14 protein-coding genes are annotated in these 12641 nt (G+C 70.4%); 4 read left to right on the top strand and 10 right to left on the bottom strand.

All coding sequences use genetic code 11. The features are described 5' to 3' along the window. Positions 1-8: 8 nt before the first annotated feature. The 6 genes from O7617_RS11340 to O7617_RS11365 form a co-directional block, all read right to left on the bottom strand. On the bottom strand, positions 9-674 hold the full coding sequence (locus tag O7617_RS11340; RefSeq protein ID WP_282263357.1) for a hypothetical protein: 666 nt from the start codon (positions 672-674) through the stop codon (positions 9-11). A gap of 72 nt (positions 675-746) precedes the next feature. Next, positions 747-1511: a hypothetical protein gene (locus O7617_RS11345; protein WP_282263358.1), complete on the bottom strand. Its 765-nt coding sequence runs from the start codon at positions 1509-1511 to the stop codon at positions 747-749. A gap of 91 nt (positions 1512-1602) precedes the next feature. Then, the gene (locus tag O7617_RS11350) at positions 1603-2184 is read right to left on the bottom strand and encodes a DUF4178 domain-containing protein (protein WP_282263359.1); all 582 of its coding nucleotides are present in this window, start codon (positions 2182-2184) and stop codon (positions 1603-1605) included. A 116-nt stretch (positions 2185-2300) separates the two neighbouring features. After that, a complete protein-coding gene (locus O7617_RS11355) occupies positions 2301-2681 on the bottom strand; it encodes a hypothetical protein (RefSeq protein ID WP_282263360.1) in 381 nt (126 codons plus the stop codon). A gap of 121 nt (positions 2682-2802) precedes the next feature. Continuing rightward, positions 2803-5391 (bottom strand): ATP-dependent chaperone ClpB, encoded by a 2589-nt coding sequence (gene clpB, locus O7617_RS11360; protein WP_282263361.1) that lies wholly within the window; start codon positions 5389-5391, stop codon positions 2803-2805. Between the two features lie 86 nt (positions 5392-5477). Beyond that, positions 5478-6122, bottom strand: coding sequence for a TetR/AcrR family transcriptional regulator (locus O7617_RS11365; RefSeq protein WP_282263363.1), 645 nt, complete (start codon positions 6120-6122; stop codon positions 5478-5480). 85 nt (positions 6123-6207) lie between these two features. Here O7617_RS11365 and O7617_RS11370 point away from each other — a divergent pair, with 85 nt between their 5' ends. The 3 genes from O7617_RS11370 to O7617_RS11380 all read left to right on the top strand — a co-directional run bounded on the left by O7617_RS11370 (position 6208) and on the right by O7617_RS11380 (position 9273). Beyond that, positions 6208-7344, top strand: coding sequence for an epoxide hydrolase (locus tag O7617_RS11370; protein ID WP_282263365.1), 1137 nt, complete (start codon positions 6208-6210; stop codon positions 7342-7344). A 217-nt stretch (positions 7345-7561) separates the two neighbouring features. After that, on the top strand, positions 7562-8062 hold the full coding sequence (locus tag O7617_RS11375; RefSeq protein WP_278136818.1) for a TrkA C-terminal domain-containing protein: 501 nt from the start codon (positions 7562-7564) through the stop codon (positions 8060-8062). Positions 8063-8067: 5 nt separating this feature from the next. Further along, positions 8068-9273: a cation:proton antiporter gene (locus O7617_RS11380; protein WP_282263367.1), complete on the top strand. Its 1206-nt coding sequence runs from the start codon at positions 8068-8070 to the stop codon at positions 9271-9273. Between the two features lie 9 nt (positions 9274-9282). On the opposite strand, the gene O7617_RS11385 is transcribed toward O7617_RS11380, so the two are convergent. After that, positions 9283-9747, bottom strand: a complete 465-nt coding sequence (locus O7617_RS11385) for a GNAT family N-acetyltransferase (protein WP_282263369.1) — start codon at positions 9745-9747, stop codon at positions 9283-9285. Positions 9748-9919: 172 nt separating this feature from the next. Between O7617_RS11385 and O7617_RS11390 the strand changes: the two genes are divergently transcribed. Next, on the top strand, positions 9920-10351 hold the full coding sequence (locus O7617_RS11390; RefSeq protein WP_282263370.1) for a hypothetical protein: 432 nt from the start codon (positions 9920-9922) through the stop codon (positions 10349-10351). Between the two features lie 270 nt (positions 10352-10621). Here the strand turns inward: O7617_RS11390 and O7617_RS11395 are convergent, their stop codons facing one another. The 3 genes from O7617_RS11395 to dnaJ all read right to left on the bottom strand — a co-directional run bounded on the left by O7617_RS11395 (position 10622) and on the right by dnaJ (position 12595). Beyond that, on the bottom strand, positions 10622-10804 hold the full coding sequence (locus tag O7617_RS11395; protein WP_282263371.1) for a hypothetical protein: 183 nt from the start codon (positions 10802-10804) through the stop codon (positions 10622-10624). A 138-nt stretch (positions 10805-10942) separates the two neighbouring features. Next, positions 10943-11383: a helix-turn-helix transcriptional regulator gene (locus O7617_RS11400; protein ID WP_088991285.1), complete on the bottom strand. Its 441-nt coding sequence runs from the start codon at positions 11381-11383 to the stop codon at positions 10943-10945. A 30-nt stretch (positions 11384-11413) separates the two neighbouring features. After that, on the bottom strand, positions 11414-12595 hold the full coding sequence (gene dnaJ / locus O7617_RS11405; protein WP_282263372.1) for a molecular chaperone DnaJ: 1182 nt from the start codon (positions 12593-12595) through the stop codon (positions 11414-11416). Positions 12596-12641: the final 46 nt, after the last annotated feature.

The following is a 12641-nucleotide window of genomic DNA, read 5'->3' on the forward strand; positions in this document are numbered from 1 at the left end:
GGATTCCTTCACCTGGGCGGGTACGGGGGCGCGGGTGGCGCCGACGGCGGCTGGTACGGGGCAGGCGTGAACGCCTGTGGTGCGGACGGCATGGTCGGTGCGGTCGAGCGGTGGCGACCGAACCAGGCGTTGGCCGCCGGCAGGACCAGCAGCGTAGCTACTACAAGGTAACCGAGCCCCTGCGCGACGGAAAGCCCGGCGTTCAGCGGGATCCACCACGACGGGTACGCGTCGCCGATCAGCCCCAGCAGCTCGGCGACCGCCTCCTCACCGGAGCCCAGGTGCAGGGGTGCGGCCCGTTCCCCGATCAGCACCGCCACGCTGCAACAGCCGGCGAGCAGGCCCAGCCCGCTGACCACCCAGGTCGCCACCCGCGCGCCGTTGCGACCCGCCAACAGCCCGAGGGCCAGGCCGGCGAGCACCGGCGCGGAGAGCGCGGCCACCACCGCCGACAGCACGATCGACGCCCGGAGCAGAGTCACCACGTCGGCGATCTGCTCCGGACCGGCCGAGGTGTCCCGGGCTGCGGAGCGGAACGCGTCGACCGTCCCGCCCAGCACCGCCAGGTCGACCACGGCGTACGCGAGCGCGGCGGCCGCCATCACCAGCAGCGCGACAGCGGCCAGCAGGACGACGGCGGGCCGGCGGGCCGGTGCCGATTCCGGGTACGACACGACGAATCCCTCCGGTAGGCGTCGGGTTGCAACCTACTCGGAGGGATCGTCGGAGTCGTGCTTATCCCTCGGTCAACTCGTCGACGGCGGAGTCGACCCCGGACGGTCCGCGGGCGGGGTGTCGTCCGGCCGGTTCGTGGCCGGCGGCGGGTAGCTCGGCTCGCCGCTCGACGGGTAGCCGGGCTCACCCGTCGACTGCGGGTAGCCAGGCTGACCAGGGCCCTGCGGCTGCGCTGGGTAGCCGGCGCCCGGGGTGGGCGGCTCCCAGGCCGCGGTGGGCTTGCGGAAGAACTCGTTGGACTTCGGAAGCGCCAGCAGGATCAGCGCCGTGATCAGCGCGATCAGGCCGATCACGCCGAGCACGAGGCTGACCGGGGTGATCCAGGAGGGCAGCGCCTCCTCGACGCGGCGCTGGACCTCCTCGCCGCTCGGCCCGTCACCGCTGGCCTGTCCACCGGTGAAACCGCCGCCCGCACTGCTGACCAGGCCGAGACCGCTGCAGCAGACCATGATGCCGCCGACGATCCAGGTGGTGATCCGGGCACCGTTGCGGCCCTGGTTGTTGAACAGAGCCAGGACGCCCAGCACGATGGCGACCAGCAACAGCACGATTGCGCCGCCGACACCGACGGCGACGAAGACGTCGACCACCTGGTCGGCATTCTCGACGGTGCTGCCCTCGTACGCGTCGCGGAGAGCGTCGCGCGTCTTGCCGATGGTGCTGAGCGTGATGATCACGCTGATCACCTGGCAGGCCAGGAACAGGTAGAGCAGATAACTGGAAATCGACACGGTGGACGGCCGCTGACGGGCCGGCGTGTTCTGGGAATCGACCACGATTCTCCTTCCCTTAAGATCGCGCCCACACCGTATCGACAACCGGCCACTTCGGCATGCCGCCGCGACCCGCGCGTCCCGTCCGTTCGGCTCAGCGGTCCTCGTTCGTGGGGAGGATCGTCAGATCGGCGGGGTCGAGCAGCTCGCCGCGGGCCACCCGCCACCCCTCTTCGCCGTACGCCTCGAAGGAGAGCCGCGCGGCACCACCCGACTGGTAGTCGTGGTAGCGCACGGTTCCGGCCGACGGCAGCCCGGTCTCCCCGGTGGCGGTGTAGCGCGCCTGCCCGGTCTCGGTCCAGGTGTAGCGCCGCCGACCGAGTTCGATGGTCGGTGCACCGGGGCTGACCGTCGCGCCCGGCTCGTCCGTCCAGAGCACCAGCTCCACCTCGGGGCCGTCCTCCACGGAGAGCCGGTGCCGGGTGCCGGAGTCGTCGTCGAGCAGGTGCTGCACCCAACTCCAGTCCCCCTCGACGAGGCGGATGGTGCCGCTCACCGCGTACTCCCGGTCGCGGATGCGGAGACGGTCGTGCAGAGCCAGGCGCAGCGGGCCACCGCGCGGCGGCCGTCCGGGCGTCGGCGTCCGGTCGGGCCGGGCCCGCACGACGATCACGACGACAACGACCACCACGAGTACGACAACCGCCACCACCAGGTACGCCAGTGACCCGCTCACCCGACAACCTCCCCAGGTACGTCGGCGCAGACGGTAACAACCGTCGGCACTGTCGGGACCCGTACCGTGACCGACAGCTCAGCTACCGACGGCACCCGTGGTGTCCGGCGTGCGGGTCACGCCGCGGCGAGGCGTCGGGTGGCGTAGTTGCCGATGGTCTCCCGGTCCATGACGCAGCCGACGAAGGTGGTGAACTCGCTCGGGTCGTCCCGCAACGACGTCCACGCCGCTCGGGCCGCCGCCGGGTCGAGCCGCTCCAGCAGCGTCGCCGCGTACGCCCGGCCGGCGGGTGTGCCGTCGGCGAGCAGCCGGTCGAGCTGCTCGCGTACCTCCTCGGGGTGGTCGTCGAGGATGGCCGCAACCTGGTGGTACGCCTCGGTCACCGGCAACAACGTGCCGGCGATGCCGACCCCACCAAAGGCGAGCGTGTCGGCCGCGACCAATGTGTCGATGGCCGACTCCAGCTCGCGCTCCCACTTCTTGCCGATACCAAACATGCCGAACCCATTTCCCCGCCCAGCCGCTCCCCACCCTGTTGATCAAGAGGTTTGCGTCAGGAAAGGGCAACTTCTTGACGCAAACCTCTTGATCACCGCGGTCCGGCGGGGTCAGGCGGGGTCAGGCGGCGGTCACCTCTAGGGTTCCGGTTTCGGCGCGGTCTACCTTGACCGTGTCACCGTCGCGGATCCGGCCGGCCAGGAGGGACTTCGCCAACTGGTCACCGATCGCGGTCTGGACCAGGCGACGCAGCGGGCGAGCACCGTAGATCGGGTCGTAGCCGTGCTCGGCGAGCCAGTCCCGGGCCGCGTCGGTGATCTCCAGGCCCAGCCTGCGGTCGGCCAACCGCCGCCGCATCCGGTCCAACTGGATGTCGACGATGGAGCGCAGATCGTCACCCCGCAACGAGGCGAAGACCACGATGTCGTCCAGCCGGTTGAGGAACTCCGGCTTGAAGTGCGACCGGACCACGGCGAGGACGCCCTCCCGGCGCTGCTCCTCGGCCAGCGTCAGGTCACCGATCACCGACGAACCGAGGTTGGACGTGAGGATCAGGATCGCGTTGCGGAAGTCCACGGTGCGGCCCTGGCCGTCGGTGAGCCGACCGTCGTCCAGCACCTGCAGCAGCACGTCGAAGACGTCCGGGTGGGCCTTCTCCACCTCGTCCAGCAGCACCACCGAGTACGGCCGACGCCGCACCGCCTCGGTGAGCTGGCCGCCCTCGTCGTAGCCGACGTAGCCGGGCGGGGCACCCACCAGGCGGGCGACCGAGTGCTTCTCGCCGTACTCGCTCATGTCGATGCGGACCATCGCCCGCTCGTCGTCGAAGAGGAACTCGGCGAGAGCCTTGGCGAGTTCCGTCTTGCCGACACCGGTGGGGCCGAGGAAGAGGAAGCTGCCGGTCGGGCGATCCGGGTCGGCGATGCCGGCCCGGGCACGGCGTACCGCGTCGGAGACCGCGCCCACCGCCTCGGCCTGGCCGACCACCCGGCCGCCCAGCGACTCCTCCATCCGGAGCAGCTTGGCCGTCTCGCCTTCGAGCAGGCGACCGGCGGGGATGCCGGTCCAGGAGGCGACCACCGCGGCGATGTCGTCCGCGCCGACCTCCTCCTTGAGCATCGCGCCGTCGGCTTGGAGCTGGGCCAACTCCTCCTCGGCCTGGGTCAGCTCGACCTTCAGCGCGGGGATCCGGCCGTAGCGCAGCTCGGCGGCGCGTTCCAGCTCACCGTCGCGCTCGGCCCGCTCGGCCTCGCCGCCGAGACGCTCCAACTCCTCCTTCGCGGTGGAGAGTTTGGTGATGTGGCTCTTCTCCGTCTGCCAACGCTCGGAGAGCACGGTGAGCTGCTCGCGCTTGTCGGCCAGTTCCTTACGGAGCCGCTCCAACCGCTCCACCGAGGCGGCGTCCGGCTCCTTGGCCAGCGCCATCTCCTCGATCTCCAACCGGCGAACCGCCCGCTCGATCTCGTCCACCTCGACCGGACGGGAGTCGATCTCCATCCGGAGCCGGGACGCCGACTCGTCGACCAGGTCGATCGCCTTGTCCGGCAGGAACCGGTCGGTGATGTAGCGGTCGGACAGCGCGGCGGCGGCGACCAGCGCGGCGTCGGTGATTCGTACGCCGTGGTGCACCTCGTAGCGCTCCTTGAGACCGCGCAGGATGCCGATGGTGTCCTCGATCGTCGGCTCGCCGACCAGCACCGGCTGGAACCGCCGCTCCAGCGCCGGGTCCTTCTCGATGTGCTCGCGGTACTCGTCGAGCGTGGTGGCGCCGACCATCCGCAGCTCGCCACGGGCCAGCATCGGCTTGAGCATGTTGCCGGCGTCCATCGAGCCCTCGCCCTTACCGGCGCCGACGACGGTGTGCAGCTCGTCGAGGAAGGTGATGACCTGCCCGTTGGAGTTCTTGATCTCCTCCAGGACGGACTTCAGCCGCTCCTCGAACTGGCCCCGGTACTGCGCTCCGGCGACCATCGCGCCAAGATCCAGCGAGATCAACTTCTTGTCGCGCAGCGACTCGGGCACGTCGCCGGTGACGATCCGCTGGGCCAGGCCCTCGACGATCGCCGTCTTGCCCACGCCGGGCTCGCCGATCAGCACCGGGTTGTTCTTGGTACGCCGGGAGAGCACCTGGATCACCCGGCGGATCTCGGAGTCCCGCCCGATGACCGGGTCGATCTTGCCGTCCCGGGCGCTGGCGGTGAGGTCGACGCCGTACTTGGTGAGGGCCTGGTAGGTCTGCTCCGGATCGGCGGTGGTGACCCGGCGGTCGCCACCGCGAACGGTCGGGAAGGCCGCGACCAGCGCCTCCTCGGTGGCACCGGCCGCCTTCAGCGGGCCGGAGACCGCGCCACCCACCCGGGCCAGACCGGCGAGCAGGTGCTCGGTGGACGTGTACTCGTCGCCCAGTGGACGGGCGATCTGCTCGGCGGCACCGATGGCGTTGACGAACTCCCGGGCCAGCGTCGGCTCGGCGATGCTGGAGCCCCGGGCGGCCGGGAGGGCGTCGACCGCACGCTGGGCGGCCCGGCGCAGCTCGGTCGGGTCGGCCCCGACGGCGCGCAGCAAACCGGTGGCGGTCGATCCGTCGGTGTCCAGCAGGGACAGCAGCAGGTGCCAGGGCTCCACGGTGGCGTGACCGCGCTGGTTGGCCAGCGCGACGGCGCCGGTGATGGTCTCGCGGCTCTTGGTGGTGAGTTTCTCGGTGTTCATGGGCTCCCCCGGATCGGCGATGTCCATTGGGTTGGACACAACCAGAGTTGAGCGTATTCCGCTCAACCTTAGCGCTGTGACGCCCGTCACTCCCGGCGACGCCACCGCCAGTCGAACTCGCCCGCAGCGGGTGCCGGACCGGGCAACGGGTCCGCGGTCGGCACGGCCGACAGGCCCGCGAGCAGCACCGCGAGCTGCCGGCGGCGCAGCTCACCGGCCCGCTTCGAATCGGGTACGCGCACCGCGGCGCACGCCTCAAGCAACAGCCCCAGGTCCTGGACGACCACGTCCGGGCGCAGCCGACCACTGGCGCGGGCCCGATCGAACAGGGCGGCGGCCAACTCGCCGGCGCGCATCGCGTCCCGACCCATCTCCTCGGTCGGGGTGAAGGTGCCGGCCAGGTGGACGGTGAGCGAGTGCACGTCGGCGTCGACCACCCCGGCCAGGAAGGTGCGGAACGCCGTCCAGTCGTCCGGCTCGGCGAGAGCCGTCTCGGCCTCGGCGATGTACCGGCGCAACCCGTCGCGGCAGAGCCGCCGCAGCAGGTCCTCCTTGCTCGCGTACCTCCGGTAGAGGGCGCTGATGCCGACCCCGGCACGCTCGGCGACGGCGGCGATCGGGGCCTTCGGGTCGTCCAGGAAGACCGCGCGGGCGGCTTCGAGGATGACTTCGTCGTTGCGGGCGGCCTGGGCGCGGCGGCCGCCCAGCGTCTTCTCGGATGAGGTCGGCATGACACCAGACTATCAGTGGAACGGATCGTTCCGGTCTGCTACTGTGATTGCAGAACGAAACATTCCGTTCCGAAGGAGTTCCGAGATGACCGGCACCGCGATCCGCCCGTTCCGCGTCGAGATCCCGCAGACCGCCCTCGACGACCTGGCCGCCCGCCTGGACCGCACGATCTGGCCCGCCGACCTGCCCGGTGCCGGCGACTCGTACGGGATGAGCACCGGCCGGGTGCGCGCCCTCGTCGACAGGTGGCGGGGCGAGTTCGACTGGCGTGCCGTCGAGGCCCGCCTGAACGCCCACCCGCAGTTCGTCACCGAGATCGACGGCGAGCGGATCCACTTCCTGCACGTCCGCTCGTCCCGGCCGGACGCCACCGCGCTGGTGCTCACCCACGGCTGGCCCGGCTCGGTGCTGGAGTACCTCGACGTGATCGCCCCGCTCACCGAGCCAACCGACCCGGACGCGCCGGCCTTCCACCTGGTCATCCCGTCGCTGCCCGGCTTCGGCTTTTCCGGCCCGACCCGCAGCGCCGGTTGGAACCGGTTCCGCACCGCCAGCGCCTGGGCCGAGCTGATGAACCGCCTGGGGTACGACAGCTACGGCGCGGTCGGCAACGACGCCGGCTCGATGATCGCGCCGGAGCTGGGCCGGATCGCGCCGGAGCGGGTGCTCGGCGTACACGTCACCCAACTCTTCTCGTTCCCCTCGGGCGACCCGGCCGAGTTCGCCGGGCTCTCTGAGGCCGACCAGGCGGCGCTCGGGCACCTCCAGTGGTTCTACGAGAACAAGTTCTCCTTCAACCAGGTGCACAGCCAGCAGCCGCAGACCCTCGCGTTCGGTCTGGCCGACTCACCGGTGGGGCTGCTCGCCTGGAACGCCCAACTCTTCGACGAGAGCCTGGACGCCGACTTCATCCTGGCCAACGTGGCGCTCTACTGGTTCACCGGCACGGCCGCCTCGGCGATCCGGCTCTACTGGGAGGACGCGCACGCCGGCGAGCCGCCGACCGGGCCGACCACCGCCCCGACCGCGCTGGCCATGTTCCCCGGTGACTTCCAGTCCATCCGCCGCTTCGCCGAACGGGACCACGCGAACATCGTCCGGTGGACGGCATACGAGGCCGACGTCGACGGCCGCGGCGACGTCGGCGGCCACTACGCCGCCCACCAGGCCACCGACGTCCTGGTCACCGACATCCGCGAGTTCTTCGCCAGCCTCACCTGACCGACGCGAGCGCTCGATCGACTCGACCACCCACGAGCGCTTGATCGACCCGACCACCACGAGCGCTTGATCGACTCGACTTCCTGAAAGTTGCGGTATCCCGGCGCTGGGACACCCCGACTTCGCCGAAGTCGAGTCGATCATGGAGGGGTCGGATGAGGTCGAGCGCTGTCACTCCAAGATCTGCGCTTTGTTCACCGAGCGGTAGCCTTGGCGGGTGCGAGTACGTGTCGAGCAGACCGCCTTACCCGGGATCGGGGTACGTCACGACCTGGTGACGGAGTCCGGACGCCGCCTGGGCGTCGTTTCCCACCGCAATGGCCGCCGTGATCTCGTCCTCTACGATCCCGACGATCCCGACGCCTGCCAGGCGGACATTCCGCTGACCGACGACGAGGCCGAGGCTCTGGCCGACATTCTCGGCGCGTCGCTGATGCTCGGTCAACTCTCCGGGCTCCGCGAGCAGGCCGCCGGTCTGCTCACCGAGCAGATCGCCATTCCGGCCGGGTCGCCGTACGTCAACCGGAAGCTCGGCGACACCAAGGCGCGTACCCGCACCAGCGCCTCCATCGTGGCGGTGCTGCGCGAAGGCGAAGTGATCGTCTCGCCACTCCCCTCCTTCCGCTTCGCGGCCGGCGACGTGGTGGTCGTCGTCGGGACCCGCAGGGGTCTCGACGGTGTGTCCGCCATCCTCGCCGACAGTGACCCGGACGGCTGAGGCGGATGCACGATTTCACCACGCTGCTCATCGAAGTCGGCGCGCTTCTGCTCCTCCTCGGGCTCCTCAGCCGGCTCAGCCGGCGCTTCGGCCTCTCACCCATTCCCCTCTACCTCCTCGCCGGGCTCGCGTTCGGGCACGGCGGGCTGCAGCCACTCGATGCCAGCGAGGAGTTCTTCGCGGTCGGCGCCGAGATCGGTGTCATCCTGCTGCTGGTGATGCTGGGCCTGGAGTACTCGGCCAACGAGTTGGTCGGCAACCTCCGGTCGGCGGCACCGGCAGGGCTGATCGACGGTGTTCTCAACGCGCTGCCCGGAGCAGGGTTCGCTCTGCTGCTCGGCTGGGACTGGGTCGCTGCCCTGGTGCTCGGCGGCATCACCTGGGTCTCCTCGTCGGGGGTGATCGCCAAGGTCCTCGCCGACCTGGGACGACTTGGTAACCGGGAAACCCCGGTGGTCCTCTCGGTGCTTGTCATCGAGGACCTGGCGATGGCCCTCTACCTGCCACTCGTCACCGCCGTGCTGCTAGGCAGCGGCCTGGTCGGCGGTGGCATCGCGCTCACCGTCGCGGTGGGTACTGTGCTGATCGTGCTGGTGGTCGCCATCCGGTACGGCCACCTGATCTCGTCCGCGCTGTCGGCGAAGGACCCGGAGGCGCTGCTGCTCGGCGTACTCGGCCTGACGGTGCTGGTCGCGGGCATCGCGGCGAAGCTGCAGGTGTCCGCGGCGGTCGGCGCGTTCCTGGTCGGCATCGCGCTCTCCGGTCCGGTGGCGCACCACGCGACCGAGTTGCTCTCCCCGCTTCGGGACCTGTTCGCCGCCGTGTTCTTCGTCTTCTTCGGCCTGGTCACCGACCCACGGGACATCCCGCCGGTGCTGTTGCCGGCGCTCGCCCTGGCCATCGTCACGATGGCGACGAAGACGCTCACCGGCTACCTGGCCGCTCGCCGCGTCGGCATCGCCGAACCGGGTCGATGGCGGGCCGGTCTGTCACTCGTACCCCGTGGTGAGTTCTCGATCGTCATCGCCGGTCTCGCGGTCGCCGCCGGGAGCGTCGAGCCGAGGCTGGCGGCGCTGGCCGCGACGTACGTCCTAATCACCGTGGTGACCGGGCCGATCCTGGCCCGACTGCCGGACTTCCCGTGGTTCAAGCGGTGGCTGCGTACCCGCGCGGCCGCGCAACGGCAACTGTCGGTGCCGATCCACGACTGACCGCACACGTCAGCGGGTGGGTCCTCCGGTCCACCGGAACGCCGCGGCGGCGTGGGTCGCACCCTCGCGAAGGTAGAAGCGGTGCGCCTCGGTCCGGGCCAGCCCGGACTCCAGGAACACGTAGTCGGCGCCCTTCTCGTGCGCCCACGTCCTGGCCACCGTCAGGAGGGTCGAGCCGACACCCCGGGAGCGCCACCCGGGGTGTACGGCGAGATCCTCGATCGAAGCCCGCCGGCCGAAGCGCACCGAGAGGATGTCCACGTAGACGCTGGCCACGCCGACCAACTGATCCTCGTCCGATCGCGCCCCGAAGAGTGCGACGTCTTCGTCGGTGAGCAATTGCGCGGTCCGCTCGATGGCACGGTCGTTGTCCCAATCCACGGGACGGCCCCCGGGAGGGGCGAAAAGCCATTCCAGCCCCATCACGAACTGAGCCTCGGCACCGGGCTGGAAGCGTTGAACGTGGATTGTCATAGGAGCATGATCGGCTGCACTGTCGATGCCTACGACCCACCCGTGCCAACGGTTGCGGAATTGCTCCCCACGGGGGCTACCGCAGCACCCGACGGCGGGTTACCGTTTCGCCCCAGCAGCCAGGGTCCGCAGGCAGCGTTGCCACCCGCGGGCCAGAGCGGAAGGTTGGCCGGTGAGCGTGCAGGAGTCGACGTTCCACGGCTTCGCTAACCCCGTCGATCCGAGCCCGGCGGAGTTGCGAGCTTGGGCGTACAAGCCCGATTCGGTGCCGTTGGCCTCGATGCCACCCGACTGGGACCTCCTGGTCTCCGGCGACCGACTGGTGCTGACGCTCTTCGAGTTAGCCATGGATCCGACCTGCCCGGCGCGCCGTTTCGCGTTGCACTGCCTCTACATCTACGCGGCCGACGGCATCCGGACGAACTTCCGCGCCCACCCCAAGCGCCGCTTCCGCAAACTCGTCGAACAGGCCGAGCGTGAGGGCGACGAGTTGATGAGGATCTGGGCGCACAACGGGCGGGTGCTGCTGGCCCGACCGGACCTCTTCGTCTATCGCGACTGGTGCGAAGGCGGCCTGGTCCGCGAGAACCGCCGCCTCGGCTGAGGTCGAGCTGGTCGTCGCGGTGACGGCGGTGTCTGTCTGCGCCACTGTCGAGCTGATGTCGTAGACGATTCACGGGCTGCAGGGCTGGGGGCAACAAGGCCCTCGCCCCGACGCGATGTCGTAAACGATTCAGCTCGAAAGGCTCGCCGTAGGAACTGGGCCCCGACATCACGCACGCCCGCCCTGCGATCACCAGCGTCCCGGCCCGCACATCGCAACGCGAACGGGCCGGGACCCCCCGTGGGTCCCGGCCCGCACGTCGGTTACCGGTCAGTCCTGCTTCCGTTCCGCCTCGGGTCGACTCTTCTCGCCCGGTTCGGCGAACCTGCCGCCGGCGAGCCGGTCCCGGTAGGTCCCCTTGGTCACCCTGTCGAACTTCTCGCGGACGGTTTCGGCCAGGTCTTCCAACCGGTCCTCGGTCTGCTGGGCCACGTTCTTCGCCGGCTCCGCCATCGCTCCCCCTCGCCATGCCGGTAGGTCCGGATTAATGCGATTGGACCCGTATCGACAGGTTAACCGAAGCGGCCCGGGCCGCGCCGGGAAATCCGGTACGGCCCGGGCCGAGGAGACGGATCCGGGATGAGCGGCGAGTCAGCGACCGGGCGTGCGGCGAGGCCGCCACACCACCAGCGCCGTGGACGTGCGGTTGGTCGGCACCAGGTCACTGCCCGGGAAGCGGGCCAGCGACTCCAGTTCGGCGATCCGGCGGTACGCGGCGTCGAGCTCCGCCTCCAGCCGAGCCACCCGCTGCTGGGCCTGCTCCAGCAGTCGTTCCAACCCGATGATGCGCTTGACGCCGGCCAGGTTGATCCCGTCGTCCTGGCTGAGCCGCTGCACCTCGCGCAGCAGCACCACGTCACGGACGCTGTACCGGCGACCGCCGCCGGCAGCCCGGCCGGGCTGCACCAGCCCGAGTCGGTCGTACTGGCGCAGGGTCTGTGGGTGCATCCCCGCCATCCGAGCCGCAACCGAGATCATCAGCACCTTGGCCTCGTAGGCAGGGTCACCCGAACCGAGGAACTCGCCCGACATCCCGCTCACCTCCGCGTCCATTCCATCGGACTAACCGACCCGACGCACCCGAGCGTCGAGATGTTCCCGCGCCGCCGGCGGGCTCTGCTCGGCGAACGCCTCCAGGGCCGCGCGCGCCTCGTCGGACAACCGGGCCGGAACCACCACGTCCAACGTGACCAGCAGGTCACCGGCCTGGCCGTCGCGGCGAACCACACCCTTGCCACGGGCCCGCAGCACCCGGCCGCTCGGCGTCCCCGGCGGAACCCGCAGGGTCACCGCGCCGTCGAGCGTCGGCACCCGCAGGTCCGTGCCGAGCACGGCCTCCGCGAAGGTGACCGGCACGCTCAACGTCAGGTCGTCGCCGGTACGCCCGAACAGCTCGTCCGGCCGAACCTTGACGTGCACGAACAGATCGCCGGCCGGACCGCCGCGCTCGCCCGGCTCACCGCGCCCGGCCAGCCGGATGCGTTGACCGTCGGCCACCCCGGCCGGGAACCGCACGTTCATGGTCCGGGTCTTGGTGACACCGCCGCTGCCGTGGCACTCCGGGCACTTCTCCTCGACGACCGTGCCGACGCCCTGACAGTTGCGGCACGGCTCGGAGAAGCTGAACGCCCCCTGGTCGCGGGTGGTGACTCCGGCACCGTGGCAGACCGGACAGGTGCGGGGCTGGGTGCCCGGCTTCGCCCCGTTGCCGTGGCAGGTCTCGCAGACTCCCGGCGCGCGCAGCGTCAGGGGCAGCGTCACCCCGCGGACCGCGTCACCGAAGTCGAGCGCCACCTCGGTCTCCACGTCCCGACCACGGGCCGGACCGCGTGGCGCGGTCTGACCACCGGCCTGACCACCGCTGAAGATCGAGCTGAACAGGTCCTGGAAGCCGGCGCCTCCGAAGCGGCGGTCGCCGCCACCGGCACCGCCGAACATGTCGGAGACGTCGAACGGCATGCCGCCCGGCTGGCCCCCGCCCCGTGCGTTGCGGCGGAAGGCTCCCGAGCCGAACAGCGAGCGCATCTCGTCGTACTCACGGCGGCGACCCGTGTCCGACAGCACGTGATGTGCCTCGGAGGCAGCCTTGAACCGCTCCTCGGCCTTCGGGTCGCCCGGGTTGTGGTCCGGATGCGACTCTCGGGCGATCTTGCGGTACGCCTTCTTGATGTCATCGGCGGAGGCGGCCTTGTCCACGCCGAGCACGGCGTAGAAGTCCTTCTCGATCCAGTCCTTGGAACTCACCGGTCCACCTCCTCTCGACCTTCGTGGCCCGGCCGTCCCGCCCACC

This window comes from Micromonospora sp. WMMD1155 (assembly GCF_029581275.1).
Taxonomy (GTDB): Bacteria; Actinomycetota; Actinomycetes; order Mycobacteriales; family Micromonosporaceae; genus Micromonospora.